We start from the raw sequence: 22389 nt of genomic DNA, 5'->3' as shown, positions 1-22389 counted from the left end.
CTCGGCGCGCTCGCCGAAGTGGCGGCGGAAGACCTGCTGCAGGTGGGCGGTGTAGTCGTCCTCGCCGTAGGCGACCTGGTGGCCTCCGTTGGCGAGGGCGATGGCGGCGAGGACCTCGGGGTGCACGCCGGCGTAGTTGTCGCTCGCGAAGCCGCGCACGGCGGGGTCGTGGTGCCGCTGCGCGTCGGTGCGGAGGTCGGTGGTGCCGTCGGTCATCGGGCTGTCAGCCACAGGTGCTGTCCGTTCAGTTCTGCTGCGGGGCGGGTCCAGAGGCCCGCCAGGGTGTCGGCGAGGTCGGAGGTGTCGGTGAAGCCGTCGAACGCGGCGTCCGGCTTGTTCGCCCGCATCTCGGGGGTGACCAGGGCCTTGATCACCAGGATGGCGGCAGCCGCGGTCGGGGTTCCGTCCCCGGCGGTGGTCTCCTTGCGGAAGGAGTCGGCGAGGGAGAGCGTCCAGGCCTCGCTCGCGGCCTTGGCGGCGGCGTACGCGGCGCCGCCGGCGGTGGGCCGGTGCGCCGCGGTGGCCGAGACGATGGCGTAGCGGCCGGAGGTCGAGCGCAGCAGGGCGGGCTGGAAGGCCAGCGAGGTGTGCTGGAGGGTGCGGACGACGCGGTCGTGCAGCCAGTCCCAGTCGTCGATGCGGGTCTCGAAGAAGGTCTTGCTGCCGCGCCATCCGCCGACGAGGTGGAAGAGGCCGTCGACCTGGCCGTGTTCGGCCTCCAGGTGGTCGGCCCAGTCGTGCACCTCCTGCGGGTCGAGGAGGTCGATGACCTGGCCGGAGACCGTGGCGCCGGGTACGGAGGCGCGGACGGCGTCGAGGGCCGCGTCGAGGCGCCGGGCGTCACTGCCGGCGGCGATCACGGTGGCGCCGTCGGCGGCGAGGCGGCGGAGGGTGGCCCGGCCGGCGGCGCCGGTGGCGCCGGCCACGGCGACGACCTTGCCCTGCAGGGAGGCGGTCATGCGGCGGCTCCCCGGAGGCCGGCGCCGGTGATGCCGGTGGTGGCGGCGATGACGCCGCGCAGCTTCTTGGCGAGGGCTTCGTAGAACATGCTGAGCGGGAACTCGTCCGCCATGACGGCGTCGCACAGCGCCTTGTTGAGGGCCTTGCCGTCGGTGATGCCGAGCGGCAGCGCGTCGGGGCCCTTGGCCCAGGTGGAGGCCGGGTGCGGGGTCAGGTAGCGGGAGACCAGCTCGTACGCGGCGATCCAGTGGGCGGTCTTGGGCCGGTCGATGCCGTCGCGGTAGAGGGTCTCGATCTCGGCGCAGAGCGCGTTGGTGACGTCGGCGACGCGGGCCCAGTCGATGGAGAGCCGGTTGTCGCGCCAGCGCAGGGCGTCGTGCTTGTGGAGGTAGGCGAAGAGGAGCTGGCCGCCCATGCCGTCGTAGTTGCGGACGCGGTCGCCGCTGACCGGGAAGCGGAACAGCCGGTCGAAGAGGATCGCGTACTGGACGTCGCGGCCCTGGGCGTAGCCCTCGGCCTCCAGTTTCACGGCCTCCTTGAAGGCGGTGAGGTCGCAGCGCAGCTCCTCCAGGCCGTACATCCAGAACGGGCTGCGCTGCTTGATCATGAAGGGGTCGAACGGCAGGTCCCCGTGGCTGTGGGTGCGGTCGTGGACGAGGTCCCAGAGGACGAACGTCTGCTGGGCGCGCTCCTGGTCCTCCAGGAGGCCGGTGGCGTCCGCGGGGATCTCCAGGCCCAGGAGGTCGACGGCGGTGGTGGTGACGGCGCGGAAGCGGGCGGCCTCGCGGTCGCAGAAGATGCCGCCCCAGGTGAAACGTTCCGGCGCCTCGCGCACGGCCACGGTCTCGGGGAACAGCACCGCGGAGTTGGTGTCGTAGCCGGCGGTGAAGTCGGTGAAGGTGATCGGCACGAACATGGGGTTGTCGAAGCGCTCGCGCTCCAGTTCGGCCAGCCACTCCGGCCAGACGACCTTCAGCAGCACCGCTTCGAGGTTGCGGTTCGGGTTGCCGTTCTGGGTGTACATCGGGAAGACGACGAGGTGGTCGAGGCCGTCCTCGCGCTGCCCGGCGGGCTGGAAGGCGAGCAGCGAGTCGAGGAAGTCGGGTGCGCGGTAGCCGGTGTCGGCCCACTTGCGCAGGTCTTCGCGGACGGCGGCGAGGTAGGGCTCGTCGTGCGGGAAGAGCGGGGCGAGTTCCTCGACGGCGGTGAGCACGGTGGTCAGCAGCGGGTCGACGGTGTGGCGCTGCACGGCGGCGAGGTCGATCGAGCCGTCCTTGGACTGCAGGGGGCGCAGGGCCTCCACGGCGTCCTTGAGGCGCAGCCAGGCGGGGTGCCCGACCGGAGAGGCGGAAGCATCGCCAGCCACGGCGAGCGTCGGCGAAAGATTCTGCATCTGAGACTCACTTCGACAGGAGGTATTACGACAGATACACCATAGATACGAAAGGTTCTTCTGTTCAAGGGGGGTCTTCCGGACAATCCTGCGGCCGACCGGGCCTCCGGCGCGAAATCCGGTGCGGTGGCGGCCGGTCGGGCACTGCGGCCAGCATCCGGCGCTCCCGGCGGACCCGCCACCGGGGAGCCCCGCCCCGCGCCCGGGGCGCCCGACCCGGACCGCCGACCGGCGTCCACTCCCGTACGCCCCCCTGCGCGCCCTGCTGCCCCAGGCGGCGATCGGTGACCGTGGACGTACTGTCCGTTCCCATCGCCGGGAGGGGTGCCGTGCACGGTCCGGCCGTGGTCACCTGGTTGCTGGCAGGGCTGGCCGCCGGCGCAGCGGGGCTGTGCCTCCTGCGGCTGCGCAGCCCGGACTGCCGCGGCGCCCACCGGCGCGGCGAGGCCGCCGAGGCCGCGATGGCCGCGGGGACAGCCGGCATGGCCGTGCTGCCCGGGGTGGTCTGGGGGTGGGTCTTCACGATGCTGGCGGGCTGGCTCCTGCTGGGCGCGGTCGGCGAACGGTCCGGTCTCGCGCACCGCCTGCACCACGGGGTCGGGTCGCTCGCGATGGCGTACATGGCCCTGGCGATGGCGCCGGGCCACGGGCATCTGCACGCGGGTGCCCCGATGGGCCTGCCGGCGGTGACGGGCGGGCTCCTCCTCTACTTCGGCGGGTACACGCTGTGGGCCGGCAGCCGCCTGCTGGCCGAGCCGGGCACCGCCGCGCACACCACCGCGACGGCGCACGCCGCGATGTGGGGGCGTGCAGGAGGCGGGACGCTCCAGGCGTGCCGGGCGGCGATGGGCATCGCGATGTTCGCCATGCTGCTGACTCTCTGACACCCGCGCTTCGGCGGGGTGTCGTTGGTCACTGGCACCGGCGAGGCGTTCCACCCCGGCCCCCGGGCACATAGGTTGGTGCCGCGCACTGTCGCGCACCGATCCCTCCTCGGGGGAGCACTGCTATGACGGCCCTGCTGAGCCTGCTGCTGCTCGGACTCCTGCTCGCCACCCTCGCTCCCGGCCGGCTGGCCAGGGCCCGCTGGCCCGAGCGTGAACCCGTGCTGGCGCTGCTCGCGTGGCAGTCCCTGGTGATCGCGGTGCTGCTCTGTTGCGTGTTCGGCCTTCTCCTGGCCTGCGCGGCGGCGCTGCCGGCCCTGCGGAACCTGGTGTTCGACGGCGCCCCGACCGGCGTCGAGGAGGCGTACGGACTGGCCGGATCCGAGGGCTGGGGCCGCCTCGTGGCGACCCTCCTGGCACTGGGCGGGGTGCAGACCGCGGTCGCGCTGGCCCGCGAGATACGGGCCGCCCGTGCTCTGCGTGGCGCACGGCACGCCCAACTCGACGACCGTGCACCCCGGTTGCCGTCCGAGCTGACTCCGGACAAGCACTCGGGCGAGCGGCTGGTCGTCCTGGAGAGCATCCGCGCCGAAGCCTGGTCGCTGCCCGGACCGGAGGCCCGGCTCGTGGTCACCACCGGCGCGATCCAGCAGTTGGGCGACCGTGGACTGGCCGCCGTCCTGAGCCACGAGCGCAGCCACGTACGGGCCCGGCACCACTGGCTGGCCCAGTGCGCCGAGGCGCTGGCGACCGGGTTTCCCGGCGTCGGGGTGTTCAGCGCGTTCCGGGACCAGGTCGGGGAACTCGTCGAGCTGGCGGCGGACGACCGCGCGGCCCGGCGCCACGGGCGGGTCACCACGGCGCTCGCCCTCGTCGAGATCAACACCGGGCGCGGGGTCTTCGGCGCCTGCCTGCCGCAGCACGCGGCGCAGGCGCCGCGCCGGGTAGACCGGCTGCTGCTCGGGGAACCCCGGCTGCCGGTGCACCACCGGTTGCGGCTGACACTGGCGGCACTGGCGGCGCCGGGCGCGGCCGTACTGCTGCTGCTCGCCCCCGGGCTGGGCACCCTCGTGTGAGCACCGGCTCCTGACCGGCGCGCGGTCCGCCGTTTCTCGGCGGGACGGCCGGGCGGACTGCCGAACGGACCGGCTGACAGGCCGCGGTGAGGCCGGCTGACAGGCCGCGTCCGCGGTGAGGCCGGCCGCGTGTGCGGCCGGGCCGGCGCAGGTCAGCCGAGTGTGCGGGCGAGGACCTCGCGGTGCACCGGCTGCGCCTCCAGGTAGCGGGCGCGGCCGTCGTCGGTGAGCGCGACGAAGATGCCGCGGCGGTCGAGCTCGCACATCGCGCGGGCGACCAGGCCGTCCTTCTCCAGTCGGCCGATCAGCCTGGAGAGCGCGCTCTGGCTGAGGTGCACGGTCTGGGCGATGTCCTGCACCCGGAGCTTGCCCGGGCCCGCGGCCTTCTCGTCCTCCCAGAGACGCTCCAGCACCTCGAACTCGCTCATGCCCAGCCCGTACCGGTCTCCGAGAGCGCGGTCCAGCGCGCAGGAGACGGCGGCGTGCCGTGCGAGCACGTCACGCCACTCGAAGACGAGCTCGGCGTCAGGGGCGATGTCCGGTTCAGCCACCGCTCCAGGCTAGCACGTGCCGACACATTTAATGCGGCGGCATTAAATTCTCTTGCATTGGATGCATGCGCATGTAGTCTCTTCCCCATGACGCCCGCATCTGACGATCCGTCGACGACCGAGACCTGGAGCCCCCGCCTGTGGGGCACCCTCGTCGTCCTCTGCGCCGCCCTCTTCCTCGACGCCCTCGACGTCTCGATGGTCGGTGTCGCCCTCCCCTCCATCGGCACCGACCTCCACCTCTCCACCTCCGCCCTGCAATGGGTGGTCAGCGGCTACGTCCTCGGGTACGGCGGTCTCCTGCTCCTCGGCGGCCGGGCCGCGGACCTGCTCGGCCGGCGCCGGGTCTTCCTCATAGCGCTCGGCGTCTTCGCCGCCGCCTCCCTCCTCGGCGGGCTCGTCGACGACGGCGGCCTGCTGATCGCCGCCCGGTTCCTGAAGGGGATCAGCGCGGCCTTCACGGCACCGGCCGGCCTGTCGATCATCACGACCACCTTCGCCGAGGGCCCCGCCCGCAACCGGGCCCTGTCCATCTACACCACCTGCGGTGCCAGCGGCTTCTCCCTGGGCCTGGTGCTGAGCGGCCTGCTCACCTCGGCGGGTTGGCGCTGGACCTTCCTCATGCCCGTCCCGGTCGCACTGCTCGCCCTGGTCGCGGCGTTCCGCCTGCTGCCCCGCCAGCCCGTGGCGGCCCGCGACGGCGCGGGGTACGACGTGGCCGGCGCGATCACCGGCACCGGTTCCCTGCTCCTGCTCGTCTTCACCGTGACGGAGGCCCAGAGCGCCGGCTGGGCGAGCGCCCGCACCCTCGGGTCGCTCGCGGCCGTCGCCGTCCTCATGACGCTCTTCCTGGTCGTCGAGTCCCGCACGGCCCACCCGCTGGTCCGGCTCGGCATCTTCCGCAACGGAGGGGTCGCACGGGCCAACATCGCCGCGGTCGCCGTCTTCGGCTCCTACGCGGGCTTCCAGTTCATCGCCACCCTCTACCTGCAGCGCCTGCTCGGCTGGTCCGCACTGGAGATGGCGCTCGCGTTCCTGCCGGCCGGCGCCCTGGTGGCCCTGTCCGCCACGAAGATGGGTGCGGTCGTCGACCGCTTCGGCACCGCCCGGCTGATGCCGCTCGGCGTCCTGGCGCTGACCGGTGGCTACGCGCTCTTCCTCCGGCTCGACGAGCACTCCGGACTGGTCGGCCTGGTCCTGCCCAGCATGGTGCTGCTCGGCATCGGCTTCGCCCTGGCCTTCCCGTCCGTCAACATCGCCGCCACCAACGGCGTCTCCGACGACGAACAGGGCCTGGCCTCGGGCCTCGTGAACACCGCGTTCCAGGTCGGCAGCGCCCTCGTCCTCGCCGCCGCGACCGCGGTGATCACCGCGGGGAGCGGCGGAGGCCAGAGTCCCCAGGCGCAGCTGGACGGCTACCGGCCGGCCCTGCTGCTGGTGACCGGGGTCGCACTGGTGGGGCTGGTGGTCACGGCAGTGGGCTGGGTCCTGGAGACCCGCCGCGACCGCTCCGCCGAACCCGCGGAGGAGGCCGCCGGGACGAACCGGCCGGACAAGGTGCTCGTGGACAGCTGAGCCACGGCACGGAAGGCCGGCTCCACCAAACCCCCGTGTTGGTGGAGCCGGCGTTCTCCGCACGCTGCGGGCGGGACCGAACCTGGCGGGACGGCCTCGTCACGGACGGCCCGGCCAGTATATTGGCCATGAGCCAGTCAACGTACGGAGCAGACACGATGGCACCTCGCGGGGAATCGGTCAATGAGGAGTTGCGCAGGCGATCCCGCCGCCGCATCATGCGCGCCACCGTCGAACTGGTCGACCAGCACGGATACGCCCGCACGACACTGGGCGACATCGCCGAAAGGGCAGGGTTGGCACGCGGTCTGGTGTCGTACTACTTCGACGGCAAACGGCTCCTCATGCAGTCGGCGACACACCGGCTCATGCACCTGGAACTCGCCGCGGCCCTGGATTCACTGCCCGCGGATTCCTCGGCCGAGGCCCGGCTCGCCCGCGCGATCGACGCCGTGCTCGGTGTGGCCCTCGGCCACCCCCGGGTGATGCGCTCGCACCTCGCGCTCATCCTCGACCCGGACGTCGGCGCCTTCGTGCAGGACCCGGAGCAGCAGCAGCTCGGCGCGATCCTGCGCGGGCTGCTGGAGGACTGGGGCGCCCGGGATCCGGTCGCCGAGCACGCGCTCCTGCGGAGCGCACTGATGGGCGGCTGCATCGGTGTCCTGCTGCCGGGCGCGACGACACCGCTCGCGCCGATCCGGGCCGACCTGTTCTCCCGGTACGACCTGGCGTGGGAGCTCGGGGTGCCACCCCAGCCGGAGGCCCCGTCGAGGGCACAGCCCTCCGCCCGCACCTGACGAAGACCACCACCGCCCACCACCGCCCACCACCGCCCACCCCCGGCCGGGCGCACCCGGGCCGACCGCACCCCGGAAGGGCGTGCGGGCGTGCGGCGTCGAAGCACACGGCACCGAAGCACACGACATCCAGGCGCGCGGGGCGTCGGAGCAGGATGCACCGGCGGCGGTCCCGCGCGGGACCGCCGGCCTCCTACCGTGGGCCCGAGCGGGCTCAGCGCTCCTTGAGGAGACCGGCGAGCAGGTCCACGGTCTGATCGGGCGTCAGGCTGTCGACGCAGAGACGCTCCATGACCTGGATGTAGGCGTCGACGTCGTCGCGCTTGTCGAGGTAGAGCGCGCTGGTGAGCTGCTCCAGGTAGACGACGTCGGCGAGGTCCTGCTCGGGGAAGCGCAGGATGGAGAAGGCTCCGCTCTCGCCCGCGTGGGCGCCGAAGCGGAACGGCATGACCTGGACGACGACGTTCGGACGCTGCGCCATGTCGATGAGGTGCTGCACCTGGGAGCGCATCACGGCGGGTCCGCCGACGGGCCGGCGCAGCGCAGCCTCGTCGATGACGGCCCAGAGCCGCGGGCTCTGACCTTCCGTCAGCAGCGTCTGGCGGCGCATCCGCAGGCTGACCCGGCGCTCCAGCTCCTCGGGGCTCACGGCGGGCCGGCTCTGGGCGAAGACGGCGCGCGCGTAGTCCTCCGCCTGCAGCAGGCCCGGGATGAACTGCACCTCGTAGGTGCGGATCAGCGCGGCGGCCTCCTCCAGTCCGACGTACGTCTGGAACCAGTTCGGCAGGACGTCGTTGAAGCTGTGCCACCAGCCGGACTTGTTGGCCTCGCGGACGAGGCCGAGCAGTGCCTCGCGCTCCACCGCGTCGTCGACGCCGTAGAGACTGAGGAGGTCCGCGACGTCACGCTCCTTGAAGGAGACGCGGCCGAGCTCCATGCGGCTGATCTTCGACTCCGAGGCGCGGATCGTGTAGCCCGCGTCCTCGCGCGTGATGCCGCGCCCCTCGCGCAGGCGGCGCAGCTGTGAGCCGAGGAGGATACGGCGCACCATCGAGCCCCCGCCGGGCTGAACTGTGGTCATGCGGTCGGAAACCTCCACCTTGGGTCAAACAGCGCACAGTCTGCCATCAGTTGGGAGCGCTCGGTGCCCGTAGTGACACGACGATCTCCTACTTCTGCATCACATCCTTCATCTTGCACGTGCATCCGGCGCTTGCATATGCCAAACATGCGAGTGCACGTGAATCGACTCTTGCATCTGCAGTGAGCGCAGAGGACCATGGTGCACGTGCACCTGCACGCACCTGACAACTCCGCGGGCTCCGCGTCGACCGAACGCGCGACATCGCACACCCTCCCGGCCGCACCCCCGTGCGGCCGGGAGTTCGTGTGCGGGTCCGGGTTTCCGGACGGGCGGGCGAGCGGCCGAGCGAGTCGGAGGTGACCGGCATGACCCGCGTGGGTCCAGCCGTGTCCGCCCCCTTATGGGAGGAGCTCTTCATGAGCACCGGTACGGCCATAGCCGCCGACCCGTACGTGGTCAGCTGTACCCTCGCCCCCCGGTTCGAGGCCGTGAGATCGGCCCGGGAGTTCGCCCGGACCACGCTCCGCGGCTGGGGACTCGACTCGCTCTTCGACGATGTCGCACTGGTCGCATCGGAGTTGGTGACGAACGCCTTGCGCCATGCGATGGGCGCGACCCCGGACGGCAGGTCGGCCGAGCGCGGCGCACCGAGCCAGGTGCCCACCCAGCCGGGGCGGCTGCAGGCCGCCGACGCGAGAGTCCCGATCAGGATCAGCCTGGTGCACCGGTCACCGCAGGTGGTGTGCGCGGTGAGCGATCCCAGCGCACAGGGCCCGGTCGCCCGGGAGGCCGACTTCGTGGCGGAGTCCGGCCGCGGGCTGCACCTGGTCGACTCCTTCACGAGCTCCTGGGGCTGGCACCCGCTGGCAGGAGCGGGGAAGGTCGTGTGGGCGCTGTTCGACGCGCCGCCGGAGTCGGCCGCGGGCCGGCACCGCCGCTCGCTCTGACCCGCCCGAGCGCGGAACCCCGGAGCGCGGAACAGCCGAGCGCAGGACAGCCAGGCACAGGACAGCCAGGCACTGGACGGCGGAACGGCAGAGCGGCACAGCAGCACAGCAACAGGGCCGTCGGCCCGCGCGGAGCACCTGCACCCGGACGCCGGTCGACCGGCGCGCAGCACCGCGCACCGTACAAAGGACAGCGGAACAGAGGACGACGGGCTCCGGGCACACCCGGCCGGACTCCGCACGGAGCGCGGAACACGGCCGAGGCCGGGGTCGGGGCATGGGAGGCGGGGCGCGGCCCGGCCTCCGGGCGGCCGCCCCACCGCGCGGGGGTGAGGTCGAAGGCGGAACAGCCGCCCGGGCGCCCCACCGGGAGGACCCGGCCAATGGCAGGGCCGTCGCGGCGGCGGCCACGACGGTCCCGGCGGAGCGGTGGATCGACGGCCGGTCAGACCGCCAGGTGGTCGAACTCCCCGTCCTTCGCCCCGAGGAGCAGGGCGGCTATCTCCGCACGGGTGTAGATGAGGGCGGGCCCGTCGGGGTAGCGCGAGTTCCGCATGGCGACATCACCACCCGGGAGGGCGGCGAACTCGACACAGTTGCCCTGCGAGTTGCTGTGCAGGCTCTTCTGCCAGACCACACCGTCGAGGTCCGCAGCCGCCATGCCGTTGTACGTGTCACTCATCGTCTTCTCCCCAGAGCCTGGCGTTCGCCTCACTTGACGTGATGATAGCCCGGCTGCACGTGCATCAGCACGGGACATTGCGCGTGCATCTGACTCATCAGTAGCACCGAACGCCCAACGGGCCCACCAGGCAAAACCGGACGACGGTGCACGAATCACCCGGTAAACGATCACCCTGGGTACGGAGGGGCCAGCGGCCTGTTGATCTTCCGGCCGGCCTCCCGGACTCACGCGCAGTCACATCGGGCCGTGTGAGCCGCATCACGCCGCCGCCTGGCGGCTCCTGACGAGGTTTGACCGTTTTTGTCCACCTTGTGCAATCACCACCAAGCCCTCACGGGAGTCGACTGCAGCCGGAGCGTCGGCATGTCCTACGATCTCCGCCATGAGCACCGCAGCCATCCCGGGCGCGCCACTGCCCGTCCGTACCCCAGGCTCCCGTGCGCGGGGGCGCCACCGTCGTCCCGAGCGCCCCGAGATCCCGACCGGTTCGCCGGCCCTCCTGCTGGCCGTGCCGGCCGTGGCCGGCCCCGAGGCCCGCCCGATCGTCGACGAGCTGCTGTCCATCGTGCGCAGCGAGCAGCCCGGCATCGAGATCGCCGCCGGATACGTCGCCACCGAGGCCGACGACGCCCCGACCGTGGCCGGCCTCCTCGCCATCGCGGCCGGCAACAACGCGCCGCCGCCGGTCATCGTGCCGCTGGTCCCCGGACCGCACGGCTTCCTGACGGAGCTGCACGAGCTGGCCGCCGCCACGGGCGCCTCCGTGACCGATCCGCTCGGCCCGCACCCGCTGCTGGCCGAGGCCGTCCACGTACGCCTCTCCGAGGCCAACCTGGCCCGCGCCGACCGCGCCCGGCTCTTCGCCATCGCCACGGCCGCGGACGGCGTCGTGCTGACCGTCACCGGCGGCGAGGACGCCGCTGCCGCCGCCGGGATCACCGGCGTGCTCCTCGCGGCACGGCTCGCCGTGCCCGTGGTGGCCGCCGCCCTCGACGTGCCGGGCTCGGTGGCCGCCGCGGTCGAGCACCTCCGGGCGACCGGTTCCGAGCGACCGGCGCTGGCCCCGCTCGTGATCGGCCCGGAGGCCGACGCCGAGCTGCTCGCCACCGCGGCCGAGGAGACCGGCTGCCCGAGCGCCGCGCCGCTGGGCGCCTACCCGACCGTCGGTCAGCTGATCGCCTCCACCTACCTCGCCGTGCTGCCCGCCCCGGTGTACGCCGAGGAGCAGGACGAGGCCGAGGAGCCCGCCGCCGAGCACTGAGAGAGCCGCCGGGCGACCGGCGACGCCGACCCCCGGGCCGGCATTCGACGAACGACGAGGGGCCCCGGCCGATGCCGGGGCCCCTCGGGCGTTCCCCGACCGCCCCCGCGTGAACGCCCCGCATGAACACCCCACGAAGACCCCGCCACCGCACCCACGGCACCGCGCCCCGCACGAACGCCCCACAACGGCCGCCGGCCGGGCTCCCCCGCCGGACACCCGCCCGGACACGCCGGACACCGCGGCAGTCGACGCCAGGCCCTTGTCAGGCCCCTGCCAGGCCATCCCCGGCCGCAGCCGGGCCGGGGTCAGGCCGGCAGCCGGGAGGTCGGCGCCGCGACGTCCTTGAGCCGGATCGCAGGCACCGCGACGGCCCGTGGCTGACCGTCGACGTCGACCGGTGCCGTCGCGGCGTTCCACGGCCCTGCGGCGGCGCCCGCGGCCGGCTTGGTCAGCCGGACCGCCTGCCGCTCCCCCGCCCTGCGCAGCACGATCCTGGTGGGCGGCGGCGAGTCCGGGTCGAGCCAGACCTCGGTCCCGCCGGGCTTGCCGTCGAAGCTGCAGTCGAGCACCGCGATGTCGTCCGGCTGTCCGTCCGCGGTGGCGCGGAAGGCGATGCCGACCTTGCGATAGCCCGTCAGCCGGCACCGCCCGATCGTCACCGTCGTACCGGCGAGCTGGTGCTTGGCGGTGACGATCGCGTGGTCGGACTGCCCGGCGGCGTCGACGAGCAGGCCGTCGAAAACGGTGCCGGCGTCGCGTCCGAGTGCGTGCACGGTGACGCCCGCGGCGGCGTTGCCGTACAGCACGCCGGACGTGTAGTCGAAGTCGTTGAGGTAGGCGCCGTGCTCGATGCCCGATCCGCCGTTGTGGTACGCCACGAACTGCGTGACGGTGTGGTGGTGCCGGGCGTTCAGCCAGACGAAGATGCCGTTCTGCAGGTTGTTGTGGGCCAGGCAGCGTTCGAAGGTCCACACGCCTTCGCTGGTCTCCGGCCACTCGAAGCCGGACGCCCCCTCGGCGCCCTGCACGCCGACCGCCACGCAGTCGCGGGCGATGCCGCCCGTGCCGGCGCCCAGGGCGAAGCCGGTCAGCCGGTAGCCGCGCGGGGCGGGTTCGTAGACGGTGCGCGAGGCCACGCAGGACTCGTAGACGATGTCGTCGGACGGTGTCTGCGGGGTGCGGGTGTCCGTCGGCCCGTCCCACCAGTAGGCGTCCTCCCACGTGTCGTGGCTGATGCAGCTGCGGAAGGTGATGCCGTGGCTGGCGTGCGGCACGAAGGCGTGGCTGCCCGTGTCGCGGACGACGACGCCCTCGACGACGGTGCCGCGCGAGGAGTCGGCGAGCATGTGGAAGTGCAGGCCGTAGCGCCCGAGCACGGGCTCGGTGACGGGCGCGCCGTTCCAGCGCTCCTTGCCGGCGCGGCGCGGGCCGAGCCAGCGCAGTGCGGCGTGCCGGATCTCGGCCTGCCGGGAACTCGTGAGGTGGACGTGCGCGCGGCCCTTGGCGGTGCCCTCGATCCGTACGCTGCGCGTCAGGTTGAGCACCTCGGCGCCCGCCGTCACGCCACCGCCCACGGCGACCCGGGGATGGGCGTGCGCCAGCGGTTCCGCGAGGGTGACGGTGCGGCCGTCGACCCGTCGGATCGTGCACAGATCGTACCGGGTGGAGAAGCCGTCCTCGGACGGGGGGCCCGTCGGGGCGACGGCCAGCTCGTCGCCCGCGCGCCATCCGGCGGGCACGGCCGCGAGCTCCAGGGCGGTGTCGCCGGCCTTCAGCGGACGGGCGGCGCGCACCCACGCGGTCTTGGCGGCACCGTCCAGGCGCAGGCGTCCGGCGCCGGTGACCCAGAGGCCGGTGTCCGCGCCGACCACCCCCATCCCGCCCCCGACGAAGGTTCGTTCACCGACCGACGGGAAGCGCAGGGTGTGCACCGCCCCGTCGTCCGGCACCAGGGCGAGGGTGCCGCGGACCTCGACGTTGCCGGCGGACGCCAGCGTCACGCTGCTGCCGGGCGCGAAGACCAGCGAGCCGCCCGGCTCGACGAGCAGCGAGGCCACGGCGGCGTCGGTGTCGAGCAGCACGCGGTCGGCGATGCGCACCGCCGTCCGCGGGCCCGGCACGGCACCGCCCCAGCCGCCCGCGTCGGACCACCGGCGGCCCGTCAGGTCGAGCGGGGAGGGCGTCGGGCTCTCCGGGGGCGGCGCACTGTGCGAATGCCCGGCCACGGCCGCCTGGGTGGCACCGGAGGGGGTCACCGCGCGGGCCACCGGCCCGGCCCCGCCGGCCGCCGGGCGGCGCAGCAGCGCGCCGCCGCCGACGGCCGCCGCGACGACGGAGACCGCCGTCCAGCCGAGCATCCGCCGGCGGCCGACCCGGGGGCCGGCCCGGCGGTGGGAGGCGGGCCGTCCCGGTGCCGCCGGCATGCGCTCGTCGTGTTCCATGATCGGTGAAACCCCTCCCCGGGCCGCCGCCCGGGGCCCCGACGCCTGAAGCATAAACAAGCCCGTTTCGACCCAAGGGGTTTGCGCGAAAGCGGCCGAAGGCGACCGGAATGGCGCCGGATAATCGATCATGAATTCATACAAGATCAACTGTGATCGGCATCACACATGTTTGCAGTTTGAACTTATCTCTGCCTAATGTCCTCCCACGTTCGTGGTCACACGGACCCAGTTGGCCCGAACGCCGAGTCCTGCCGGCGGTCCGACTGGCAAAGCGAAACGCACTTCGGCAGGGGCGGGGGAACCAGGTAAGTCGCCAGGGAACGGTCCAGCGCCGTTCCCCGGCTTGGGGTGAAGCCGCACGCGCAGAAACGTCCATTCGACGTGCCCGCACGTGCGGCCGGGCAACTCCAGCCCGAATCCGACAGCTCACCTCGCAGGCGTGGGAGAGGAACGCTCCTTCATGCTGTCCATCAACTCCAAGCGCAGCCGCCGCATCCTCGCCACCACCGGCGTCGTCGGCATCGGCCTCTCGATCCCGTGCCTCACCGCCGGCACCGCCTCCGCCGCCTCGGTCGCCACCTGGGACAAGGTCGCCCAGTGCGAGTCCTCCGGCGACTGGCACATCAACACCGGCAACGGCTTCTACGGCGGCCTGCAGTTCACCAACAGCACCTGGGCCGAGTTCGGCGGCACGTCGTACGCGTCCCGCGCCGACCTCGCCACCAAGGACCAGCAGATCGCCACGGCCGAGAAGGTGCTGGCCGTCCAGGGCCCCGGCGCCTGGCCCGTCTGCTCCGTCCAGGCCGGTCTGACCAAGGGCGGCCCCGCGCCCGAGATCAGCACCGGTGGCTCCGCCACCACCGCGCCGAGCACCCCGGCGGCCACCCCCAGCACCCCGAGCACCCCGGCCGCCACGACCCCGAGCACCGGCACCGGGTCGACCGCCTCCGGCACCTCGCAGGGCGGCACGTCCTGGCAGGGCAAGCAGTCCTGGGGCCACCGCACCGGCGCCACCTACACCGTGAAGGCCGGCGACTGGCTCTCCACCATCGCCGACCACAACCACGTGCAGGGCGGCTGGCAGAAGCTCTACGAGATCAACAAGTCGGTCCTGACCCAGGGCCCGCACTCGATCTACCCGGGCCAGAAGCTGTCGCTGGGCGCCTCCGCCTCCGCGCAGACCTCGACCCCCGCGAAGACCGCGACCACCACCACGGCCACCACCGCCGCCGCGACCACGGCCGCCCCGGCCCAGGCCGCCACCGGCTCCAAGGCCGCCGCGGTCGACTTCGCCCTCTCCAAGGTCGGCCAGGCCTACATCTACGGCGGCACCGGCAACGGCGGCTGGGACTGCTCCGGCCTGACCCAGGCCGCGTACAAGGCCGCCGGCATCGCGATCCCGCGCGTCGCCGCCGACCAGGCCGACTTCTCCACCCGCGTCTCGCTGGACAACCTGCAGCCGGGCGACCTGCTGTTCTGGTCCAACAACGGCGCCAACTCCGGTGTCTACCACGTCGGCATGTACGTCGGCGACGGCAAGTACGTCGAGGCGGCCAACCCGAGCGCGGGCGTCCGCACCCAGACCGTCGCCAACTGGGCGCCGGACTTCGCCGGCCGGATCTGACCTCACGGCAGACCGTCGGTTCCCGACCGCCGTCCGGTCGGCCCGCCCCTTGCACAGGGGGGCGGGCCGGCGGACGGCCTCGGCGTGCCGACGGACCGCCCGGCGGATCCGCCGGGCCCGGTCCGTCCGGCACGCCCGGGTGCGGCCCGGGCGGGTGGGCAGGGAGGCCCGCCCGCCCGGGCCGCACACCGAGCACCCGCTGCACCGACCTCCGACGTCCGACCTTCGCCGTCCGACCTCCGGACTCCGACAGAACTCGCGACTCCGCTCCCCGGAGCCCTCAAGACCGACCGGCGATAGGGAACGTGGGTCAAGGAGCGGTGCTGGGGTGCGTGCATCGCAAGGCGGAGGAGAGAGCGGCGGAGGAGAGAGCGGCAGCGGAGCTGCGGCGACCGACGACAACGCGGCGAAGCGCGTGCCCCGGTGCCGCGACGCCACGGGCCCTACTGCCGGTCGGTCTAAGCTGCTGCTCCCCGGAGTTGAGGAGCACCGCCATGGCGAAGGTCACCGTCACCCTGGACGCCGATCTGGCGATCGAGGTGATGCTGCTGTCCGGCTCCGGCAACCCGCAGGACGCCGTCGAGCTGATCGTCCGTGACTACCTGGCGCGCGGACGGCGCACCGAGGCCCGTACCGGGGACCCCGCCGACGCGCACCGCACCGCCCGGCCGCAGCGGGGGCCGGAGGAGGGCTGAGCGGGGCCCGTGCGGCCCGCACGGGCCCCGCGGGGCCCCCGCACCACGTACGGCAACGCCGACGGCCCCGGAGAGCGGTCTCTCCGGGGCCGTCGGCGTTGCCGTACGTGGTGTGCGGTGCGTGGTGCGGCGTGCGTGGTGCGGCGTACCTGGTGTGCGGTACGGAGTCAGCGGCCGCCGGCCGCGGTGGAGCCGCGCATGACGAGCTCCGGCTGGAACATGAACTCGGCGCGCTGCGGCGGGTTTCCGCCGACCTCCTCCAGGAGGGCGTCGACCGCGGCGGTGGCCATGGCCTCCACGGGCTGCCGGATCGTCGTCAGCGGCGGCTCGGTGAACGCTATGAGCGGCGAGTCGTCGAACCCGACGACCGAGACGTCCTGCGGCACGGAGAGTCCGCGCTGCCGGGCGGCCCGGATCGCACCGAGCGCCATCATGTCGCTTCCGCAGACGATGGCGGTGCAGCCCTTGTCGAGGAGCGCGCCGGCCGCGGCGTGTCCGCCCTCCACGCTGAACAGCGTGTGGTGGACGAAGCTCTCGGCCTCCTCGGGCGTGCGTCCGAGGAGTTCCCGGACGGCCGCGGTGAAGCCCTCGATCTTGCGGAGCACGGGCACGTACCGCTTCTGCCCGACCGCGAGGCCGATGGTGGTGTGGCCGAGCTCCACCAGGTGCTGGACGGCCATCCACATGGCGGCCCGGTCGTCCGGCGAGATGAAGGGTGCGGCGATGCGTTCGCTGTACCCGTTGATCATCACGAACGGCACCTGCCGGCCGATGAGCTTGTTGTAGCGGTCGTGGTCGGCGGTCGTGTCGGCGTGCAGGCCGGACACGAAGACGATGCCGGCCACGCCGCGTTCGACCAGCATCTCCACGAGTTCGTCCTCGGTGGAGCCGCCGGGCGTCTGGGTGCACAGGACCGGCGTGAAGCCGTGCCGGCTGAGCACCTGCTCGATCACCTGCGCCAGGGCAGGGAAGATCGGGTTGCTGAGCTCCGGGGTGATCAGGCCGATCAGCCCGGCGCTGCGCTGCCGCAGGCGGGTGGGCCGCTCGTACCCGAGCACGTCGAGGGCGGCCAGAACGGTCTGGCGCGTGGAGGCGGAGACCCCCGCCTTACCGTTGAGTACACGGCTGACGGTGGCTTCGCTGACCCCCGCCTGCGCCGCGATGTCCGAGAGTCGCGCTGTAGTCACGATCCCAGAGCCTATTGCAACCATGTCAGACCGCCCACCATGCGGTGCTGTCGGCGGCCAGAAGAATCTCGCCGTCCTCGCGGCCGGCCTCGGCGGAGGCCAGCAGCAGACGGCCCGGGGACGGGATGCGGACCGGCTCGCCGGTGGTGTTCGCGGTGCACACGAACGAGCCCTCGGCGCTGTCGCGACGGAAGGCGAGGACGCCCTCCGGGGCCTCCAACCAGGTCACTTCGGTGCCGGCGCCGAGCGCGGGCTGGGCGCGCCGCACGGTCAGCGCGGAGCGGTAGAGCTCCAGGGTGGAGGTGGGGTCGCCGGTCTGCGCCTCGACGCTGAGCTGCGCCCACTCGGCGGGCTGCGGCAGCCAGGACGGCCCGCCGGGGGTGGGACCGAAGCCGTACGGGGCCTCGGTGCCCGACCACGGGATCGGCACGCGGCAGCCGTCGCGGAAGCCGTCCTGGCCGGCCGCCCGGAAGTACGACGGGTCCTGGCGGACCTCGTCGGGCAGGTCGGTGACGTCCGGCAGGCCGAGCTCCTCGCCCTGGTAGATGTACGCGGAGCCGGGCAGCGCGAGCATCAGCAGGCTGGCGGCCCGGGCGCGGCGCAGGCCGAGCTCCCGGTCGCCGGCGGTGCGGATCTGGGTGCCCAGGCCCGGCTCGTTGGCGAAGCGGGTGGCGTGCCGGGTGACGTCGTGGTTGGAGAGCACCCAGGTGGTGGGGGCGCCGACCGGGCGCATCGAGTCGAGCGAGAGGTCGATGACCTCGCGCAGCGCGGCGGAGTCCCAGGAGGTGCCGAGGTACTGGAAGTTGAACGCCTGGTGCAGCTCGTCGGGGCGGACGTAGTTGGCGGTGCGCTGCACGGTGGGCGTCCAGGCCTCGGCGACGCCGATCCGGTCGCCCGGGTACTCGTCGAGGATCCGGCGCCACTCGCGGTAGATCGCGTGCACGCCGTCCTGGTCGAAGAACGGCATGACGTCGTTGCCGAGCAGCTTGAGCTGGTCGCCGCCGGTGACCAGGTCGGGCAGGCCGGGGGCCTTGACCATGCCGTGGGCGACGTCGATGCGGAAGCCGTCGACACCCATGTCGAGCCAGAACCGCAGGATGGAGCGGAACTCGTCGGCGACGGCCCGGTTCTCCCAGTTGAAGTCGGGCTGCTCGGGGGCGAAGAGGTGCAGGTACCAGTCGCCGGGGGTGCCGTCCGGGTCGGTGGTGCGGGTCCAGGCCGGGCCGCCGAAGATGGACTCCCAGTTGTTCGGGGGGAGTTCGCCGTTCTCGCCCTGGCCGGGACGGAAGTGGTACCGCTCGCGCAGCGGCGAGGAGGGGCCCTCGCGCAGCGCCCGCTGGAACCACTCGTGCTGGTCGGACGAGTGGTTGGGCACCAGGTCGACGATGATCCGCAGGCCCAGGGCGTGGGCGTCGCGGATCAGGCCGTCGGCGTCCATCAGGGTGCCGAACATCGGGTCGACGGCGCGGTAGTCGGCGACGTCGTAGCCCGCGTCGGCCTGCGGGGAGGCGTAGAACGGCGACAGCCAGACCGCGTCGACGCCGAGGTCGCGCAGGTAGGGCAGGCGGGCCCGGACGCCCGGGAGGTCGCCCATGCCGTCGCCGTTCGCGTCGGCGAAACTCCGCGGGTACACCTGGTAGATGACCGCGTCCCGCCACCAGCCTCTGGACGCGCCCGCACTCGCTGCGATCGGCTCGGCGGCGGGGACGGGGGCGGGCCGGGAGGCGTCGGCCAGGTTCTGGGTCATTGGACAGTCATCCCTTGGGGATTCGCGGCGAACAGTGCGTGATGTGACGGTACGTCGGAAGCGTGCGGCGCGTCAGCGCGTCACGACTTCGCGGCTCCGGCGGTCAGGCCGGTGACCAGGTGACGCTGCACGAGGTAGAAGACCAGTGCGGCGGGCAGCGCGATGAGCACCGAGGTGGTGGCCATGAGCTGCCACTGGTGGTCGTGCTCGCTGATGAACGACTGGAGGCCGACGGCGAGCGTGTACTTGTCGGAGCTCAGCATGAACGTCGAGGCGTAGGCCACCTCGGCCCAGGCGGTGAGGAAGGAGTAGAACGCGGCGACCGCCAGGCCCGGGCGGGCGAGCGGCAGGATCAGCCGCCAGAAGGTGCCGATCGGCGAGAGGCCGTCGACGCGGCCGGCCTCGTCGATCTCCTGCGGGATGGTGTCGAAGTAGCCCTTCAGCAGCCAGGCGCAGTACGGCACGGTGGTGCCCGAGTAGACCAGGATCAGGCCGACGTAGCTGTCCAGCAGCTGGAGGCTGGAGAGGATGTAGTACATCGGCACGATGAGGACGGCGATCGGGAACATCTGGGTGACGAGCAGCACCCACATCAGCTGCTTGTAGCCCGCGAAGCGCATCCGGGAGACCGCGTACCCGGTGGAGGCCGCGACGATGACGCCGAAGACGGTGGTGCCGGCGGCGATGATGACCGAGTTGCCGAACCAGGTGAAGAAGTCGGTGTTGTTGAGGACCTTGCCGTAGTTCGCCAGGGTCGCCTTGCCGAAGATGTCGCCCGGGTGCAGGTAGTCCATGTCGTCGGGCCCGAGCGAGATGTAGGCGATGTAGACGACGGGGAACAGCGCGATCAGGCTGGCGCCGATCAGCGCGGCGTGGCTGAGCACGGTGGCGAGCGGGCTGCGCTCCTCGCGGCCGCGCACCTTGGCGGGCCTGGCGGCGCGGGCGGCGGCGGGGGCTTCGGCGGTGGGACGTTCGGTGGTGACGGTCATCGGGGTACCTGCCTCGTCGAGGTCGCTGGGCTGCTGGGCGCTGGCGGCGGTCATCCGTTCGCCTGCTCGTTGCGGGCCAGCCAGCGGCGGTAGAAGCTGGTGAAGACGATCAGGATCGACAGCAGGATCACGCCGTACGTGGCGGACTGCGCGTAGTCGCGCGGCATCTGGCCGAAGCCGAGGCGGTAGGCCCAGGTGACCAGGATCTGGGCGTCGGGTGCGCCGTTGCCGCCGAACAGCAGGAAGATGACGGCGAACTGGTTGAACGTCCAGATCACGCCGAGCAGGACGACCGTGCTGCTGACGGAGCGCAGGCCGGGCAGGGTGATGTGGCGGAAGCGCTGCCAGGGGCTGGCGCCGTCCATCTCGGCGGCCTCGTAGAGCTCGGCCGGGATGGACTGCAGGCCGCCGAGCAGGGAGACCATCATGAACGGCACGCCGACCCAGGTGTTGACCGTGATCGCGGCGGCCTTCTGCGCGAGCGGCTCGGAGAGCCAGCCCGGCTCGGGCAGGCCGAGGGTGCCCAGCACGGCGTTGATCGCGCCGCCGTCGGCCAGCATGAGGCGCCAGGAGAAGACGGTGACGAAGGTCGGCACGGCCCAGGGCAGGATGAGCAGCATGCGGTAGAAGCCGCGGCCCTTGAGCTTCTGGTTGAGCAGCATCGCGAGGGCGAGGCCGATCGTGTAGTGCAGGACGACGCAGATGACCGTCCAGGCGATCGTCCACACGAAGTGCGACCAGAAGCGGTCGTACGATCCGGGGCCCCACAGCACGTCGGCGTAGTTGTGCAGGCCGACGAAGGTGAAGCTGTCCGGGATGTGGTTGACGCCGATCTGGCGGCCGGTGTTGAGGCTGGTGGCGTCGGTGAGCGTCAGGTAGAGGCCGCGCACGAGCGGGTAGCCGACCAGCAACCCGAGCACGATCACGACCGGCGCGACCATCGCGTACGCGTACCAGTACTTGCTGTACGAGATCCTGATGCGCTGCACGAGGCCGGGACGCGGTTCGCGCCCGCGGCTGCTCTGACCGGGAGCGCCCTGCACGGCGACTGCCATTGTTGACACCTTTTCGGGAGGTCCGCCGCCTCGCGCCGGCGACTGGTGTTCGTTCGGGGGTGGCCGACGGCCGCCCGGCCCACGAGGTGGACCGGGCGGCCGGGGGTCCTACTTGGCGAAGGTCGGGAGGAGCTTCGCGTAGTCGACGGAGGTGGCGTCGAGGCCGGCCTTGGTGTCGGCCTGGCCCTGGACGATCTTGCCCAGGTTGGTGCCGATCGAGCCGAAGAGCGAGCTGTACTCGGGCAGCTCGGGCCGCGGCTGGGCGGAGGCCAGGATCGCCTGGTAGCCGGCGATGCCCAGGTTGCCCTTGACCTCGGCGGTGTAGGCGTCGCTGCGGGTCGGCAGGGTGGAGTTCTTCAGCGCGAGCTCGGTCTGGCTCTCCGCGGAGGTCAGGAACGCGGCGAGCTTCTCGGCAGCGGCCTTGTGGGCGGCGTCGGAGCCGGCGTAGACCGAGACGTTGTGGCCGCCGGTCGGGGCGCCGGCCTTGCCGGTGGAGCCGGCCGGGACGGCGGCGATGCCCAGGTTGGCCTTGTCGCTGAAGGCCGAGCCCTTGTAGATGTTGGTGATCTCCCAGGGGCCCTGGATGATCATGGCGACCTTGCCGGTGTTGAAGGCGTCCATCATGTGGGCGTACGAGTCGGTGGTGACGTCGGCCTTGACGGTGCCCGGCGCGGTGAAGACCGACTTGTAGGTCTCGATGGCCTTGACGGCCTCGGGCGAGTTCACCGTGATCTTCTTCGCGGTGGCGTCGACCATGTTGGTGCCCTCGCCGTACAGGAACGGCATGGCGTAGTAGCCGTCACCGGCGCGCATGAAGAAGCCGTCCACGCCGGCCTTCTCCTTGAGCAGCGCGGCGTCGGTCTTCAGCTCGTCCCACGTGGTGGGGGCGGCGGTGATGCCGGCCTTGGCGAAGAGCGCCTTGTTGTAGAGCAGGCCGAGGGTGTCGGTGACCAGCGGGGCGCCGTAGGTCTTGCCCTCGTACTTCGCCTGCTGGATCAGGCTCGGCTGGAACGCCGAGGCGTCCGGCAGGGCCGGGGTGCCGTCGAGCGGCTCCAGGAAGCCGGCCTTGGCGAACGCGGAGGTCCAGCCGACCTCGGCGCGGAAGACGTCCGGCGCGCCCTTGGCGCCCATCGCGGTCTGCAGCTTGTTCTGCGCCTGGTCGAACGCCACGTTGACGAAGTTGACCTTGACGTCCGGGTTCGCGGCCTCGAACTTCTTGACCAGAGCCTGGTAGGTCGGCGCCTCGTTGGTGGCGTTGGAGGTGTCCCAGTAGGTGATGCTGACCGGACCGCCGCTGCCCTTGGCGTCCGAGCCGGAGCCGCTGCTGCCGCAGGCTGCAAGAGAAACCGCAAGGGCCGCAACGAGTGCGGAGGCCGCAATGCCACGCCGCATGTGAACTCCTAGGAAGGTGGGGGTGCCCGAATTGGTGGAG

20 protein-coding genes and 1 riboswitch (1 of these 21 running past the window's edge) are annotated in these 22389 nt (G+C 72.4%); of the genes, 8 read left to right on the top strand and 12 right to left on the bottom strand.

Annotation, left to right across the window (positions count from 1 at the left end; all coding sequences use genetic code 11):
• The 3 genes in view from OG335_RS29500 to OG335_RS29490 are tightly spaced (each overlapping or abutting the next) and all read right to left on the bottom strand, a layout consistent with a single transcriptional unit that may run on beyond the window.
• A protein-coding gene (locus OG335_RS29500; RefSeq protein WP_405015572.1) for a threonine aldolase family protein crosses the window boundary here: on the bottom strand, positions 1 to 216 show its beginning. The gene continues 870 nt to the left of window position 1, outside the view; 216 of the gene's 1086 nt are visible here — the first part of the coding sequence; it begins with the start codon at positions 214 to 216; its stop codon lies off the left edge, out of view.
• Positions 213 to 959, bottom strand: a complete 747-nt coding sequence (locus tag OG335_RS29495; protein ID WP_405014169.1) for an SDR family NAD(P)-dependent oxidoreductase — start codon at positions 957 to 959, stop codon at positions 213 to 215. The genes OG335_RS29500 and OG335_RS29495 overlap by 4 nt, the downstream gene beginning before the upstream one ends.
• On the bottom strand, positions 956 to 2353 hold the full coding sequence (locus OG335_RS29490; protein WP_405014168.1) for a DUF6421 family protein: 1398 nt from the start codon (positions 2351 to 2353) through the stop codon (positions 956 to 958). Before OG335_RS29490 ends, OG335_RS29495 begins: the two co-directional genes overlap by 4 nt.
• Positions 2354 to 2697: 344 nt before the next feature.
• Here OG335_RS29490 and OG335_RS29485 point away from each other — a divergent pair, with 344 nt between their 5' ends.
• Both OG335_RS29485 and OG335_RS29480 read left to right on the top strand, forming a co-directional pair.
• Entirely contained in the window at positions 2698 to 3237 is a 540-nt protein-coding gene (locus OG335_RS29485) for a DUF5134 domain-containing protein (RefSeq protein ID WP_405014167.1), read from the top strand.
• 125 nt (positions 3238 to 3362) lie between these two features.
• The gene (locus OG335_RS29480) at positions 3363 to 4313 is read left to right on the top strand and encodes a M56 family metallopeptidase (protein WP_405014166.1); all 951 of its coding nucleotides are present in this window, start codon (positions 3363 to 3365) and stop codon (positions 4311 to 4313) included.
• 152 nt (positions 4314 to 4465) lie between these two features.
• Here the strand turns inward: OG335_RS29480 and OG335_RS29475 are convergent, their stop codons facing one another.
• Complete coding sequence (locus OG335_RS29475) at positions 4466 to 4864, bottom strand: MarR family winged helix-turn-helix transcriptional regulator (RefSeq protein ID WP_405014165.1); 399 nt, start codon at positions 4862 to 4864, stop codon at positions 4466 to 4468.
• An 87-nt stretch (positions 4865 to 4951) separates the two neighbouring features.
• Between OG335_RS29475 and OG335_RS29470 the strand changes: the two genes are divergently transcribed.
• Both OG335_RS29470 and OG335_RS29465 read left to right on the top strand, forming a co-directional pair.
• A complete protein-coding gene (locus OG335_RS29470) occupies positions 4952 to 6439 on the top strand; it encodes an MFS transporter (protein ID WP_405014164.1) in 1488 nt (495 codons plus the stop codon).
• A 191-nt stretch (positions 6440 to 6630) separates the two neighbouring features.
• Positions 6631 to 7236, top strand: coding sequence for a TetR/AcrR family transcriptional regulator (locus OG335_RS29465; RefSeq protein WP_405014163.1), 606 nt, complete (start codon positions 6631 to 6633; stop codon positions 7234 to 7236).
• A 214-nt stretch (positions 7237 to 7450) separates the two neighbouring features.
• Here the strand turns inward: OG335_RS29465 and OG335_RS29460 are convergent, their stop codons facing one another.
• A complete protein-coding gene (locus tag OG335_RS29460; RefSeq protein WP_405014162.1) occupies positions 7451 to 8317 on the bottom strand; it encodes a helix-turn-helix domain-containing protein in 867 nt (288 codons plus the stop codon).
• A 419-nt stretch (positions 8318 to 8736) separates the two neighbouring features.
• Between OG335_RS29460 and OG335_RS29455 the strand changes: the two genes are divergently transcribed.
• The gene (locus OG335_RS29455) at positions 8737 to 9267 is read left to right on the top strand and encodes an ATP-binding protein (RefSeq protein ID WP_405014161.1); all 531 of its coding nucleotides are present in this window, start codon (positions 8737 to 8739) and stop codon (positions 9265 to 9267) included.
• Positions 9268 to 9712: 445 nt separating this feature from the next.
• Here the strand turns inward: OG335_RS29455 and OG335_RS29450 are convergent, their stop codons facing one another.
• Entirely contained in the window at positions 9713 to 9949 is a 237-nt protein-coding gene (locus OG335_RS29450) for a DUF397 domain-containing protein (protein ID WP_405014160.1), read from the bottom strand.
• Between the two features lie 385 nt (positions 9950 to 10334).
• On the opposite strand from OG335_RS29450, the gene OG335_RS29445 reads away from it, so the two are divergent.
• The gene (locus OG335_RS29445) at positions 10335 to 11213 is read left to right on the top strand and encodes a hypothetical protein (protein WP_405014159.1); all 879 of its coding nucleotides are present in this window, start codon (positions 10335 to 10337) and stop codon (positions 11211 to 11213) included.
• Positions 11214 to 11521: 308 nt separating this feature from the next.
• Here the strand turns inward: OG335_RS29445 and OG335_RS29440 are convergent, their stop codons facing one another.
• Complete coding sequence (locus OG335_RS29440; protein WP_405014158.1) at positions 11522 to 13657, bottom strand: hypothetical protein; 2136 nt, start codon at positions 13655 to 13657, stop codon at positions 11522 to 11524.
• 270 nt (positions 13658 to 13927) lie between these two features.
• Positions 13928 to 14115, top strand: a riboswitch (cyclic di-AMP (ydaO/yuaA leader).
• Here OG335_RS29440 and OG335_RS29435 point away from each other — a divergent pair.
• A complete protein-coding gene (locus OG335_RS29435) occupies positions 14100 to 15284 on the top strand; it encodes a transglycosylase family protein (protein ID WP_405014157.1) in 1185 nt (394 codons plus the stop codon). It overlaps the preceding riboswitch by 16 nt.
• Before the next feature lie 494 nt (positions 15285 to 15778).
• The gene (locus tag OG335_RS29430) at positions 15779 to 15979 is read left to right on the top strand and encodes a hypothetical protein (RefSeq protein WP_405014156.1); all 201 of its coding nucleotides are present in this window, start codon (positions 15779 to 15781) and stop codon (positions 15977 to 15979) included.
• A 167-nt stretch (positions 15980 to 16146) separates the two neighbouring features.
• Here the strand turns inward: OG335_RS29430 and OG335_RS29425 are convergent, their stop codons facing one another.
• The 5 genes from OG335_RS29425 to OG335_RS29405 all read right to left on the bottom strand — a co-directional run bounded on the left by OG335_RS29425 (position 16147) and on the right by OG335_RS29405 (position 22349).
• Positions 16147 to 17190, bottom strand: coding sequence for a LacI family DNA-binding transcriptional regulator (locus OG335_RS29425; protein ID WP_405014155.1), 1044 nt, complete (start codon positions 17188 to 17190; stop codon positions 16147 to 16149).
• Between the two features lies 1 nt (position 17191).
• Positions 17192 to 18913, bottom strand: a complete 1722-nt coding sequence (locus OG335_RS29420) for a glycoside hydrolase family 13 protein (RefSeq protein ID WP_405014154.1) — start codon at positions 18911 to 18913, stop codon at positions 17192 to 17194.
• An 80-nt stretch (positions 18914 to 18993) separates the two neighbouring features.
• Complete coding sequence (locus OG335_RS29415; RefSeq protein ID WP_405015571.1) at positions 18994 to 19902, bottom strand: sugar ABC transporter permease; 909 nt, start codon at positions 19900 to 19902, stop codon at positions 18994 to 18996.
• 50 nt (positions 19903 to 19952) lie between these two features.
• Positions 19953 to 20957 (bottom strand): carbohydrate ABC transporter permease, encoded by a 1005-nt coding sequence (locus OG335_RS29410; protein ID WP_405014153.1) that lies wholly within the window; start codon positions 20955 to 20957, stop codon positions 19953 to 19955.
• Between the two features lie 108 nt (positions 20958 to 21065).
• On the bottom strand, positions 21066 to 22349 hold the full coding sequence (locus OG335_RS29405) for an extracellular solute-binding protein (protein ID WP_405014152.1): 1284 nt from the start codon (positions 22347 to 22349) through the stop codon (positions 21066 to 21068).
• Positions 22350 to 22389 lie beyond the last annotated feature (40 nt).

This window comes from Kitasatospora sp. NBC_01539, assembly GCF_045040525.1.
Taxonomy (GTDB): domain Bacteria; phylum Actinomycetota; class Actinomycetes; order Streptomycetales; family Streptomycetaceae; genus Kitasatospora.
This window is presented reverse-complemented; position numbering and strand designations above follow the sequence as displayed.

Coding starts and splice junctions, on each gene's coding strand:
- OG335_RS29495 (WP_405014169.1), bottom strand. CDS start 959: ATGACCGCCTCCCTGCAGGGCAAGGTCGTCGCCGTGGCCGGCGCCACC.
- OG335_RS29405 (WP_405014152.1), bottom strand. CDS start 22,349: ATGCGGCGTGGCATTGCGGCCTCCGCACTCGTTGCGGCCCTTGCGGTT.
- OG335_RS29430 (WP_405014156.1), top strand. CDS start 15,779: ATGGCGAAGGTCACCGTCACCCTGGACGCCGATCTGGCGATCGAGGTG.
- OG335_RS29415 (WP_405015571.1), bottom strand. CDS start 19,902: ATGACCGTCACCACCGAACGTCCCACCGCCGAAGCCCCCGCCGCCGCC.
- OG335_RS29455 (WP_405014161.1), top strand. CDS start 8,737: ATGAGCACCGGTACGGCCATAGCCGCCGACCCGTACGTGGTCAGCTGT.
- OG335_RS29470 (WP_405014164.1), top strand. CDS start 4,952: ATGACGCCCGCATCTGACGATCCGTCGACGACCGAGACCTGGAGCCCC.
- OG335_RS29440 (WP_405014158.1), bottom strand. CDS start 13,657: ATGGAACACGACGAGCGCATGCCGGCGGCACCGGGACGGCCCGCCTCC.
- OG335_RS29460 (WP_405014162.1), bottom strand. CDS start 8,317: ATGACCACAGTTCAGCCCGGCGGGGGCTCGATGGTGCGCCGTATCCTC.
- OG335_RS29425 (WP_405014155.1), bottom strand. CDS start 17,190: ATGGTTGCAATAGGCTCTGGGATCGTGACTACAGCGCGACTCTCGGAC.
- OG335_RS29490 (WP_405014168.1), bottom strand. CDS start 2,353: ATGCAGAATCTTTCGCCGACGCTCGCCGTGGCTGGCGATGCTTCCGCC.
- OG335_RS29420 (WP_405014154.1), bottom strand. CDS start 18,913: ATGACCCAGAACCTGGCCGACGCCTCCCGGCCCGCCCCCGTCCCCGCC.
- OG335_RS29410 (WP_405014153.1), bottom strand. CDS start 20,957: ATGGCAGTCGCCGTGCAGGGCGCTCCCGGTCAGAGCAGCCGCGGGCGC.
- OG335_RS29450 (WP_405014160.1), bottom strand. CDS start 9,949: ATGAGTGACACGTACAACGGCATGGCGGCTGCGGACCTCGACGGTGTG.
- OG335_RS29445 (WP_405014159.1), top strand. CDS start 10,335: ATGAGCACCGCAGCCATCCCGGGCGCGCCACTGCCCGTCCGTACCCCA.
- OG335_RS29480 (WP_405014166.1), top strand. CDS start 3,363: ATGACGGCCCTGCTGAGCCTGCTGCTGCTCGGACTCCTGCTCGCCACC.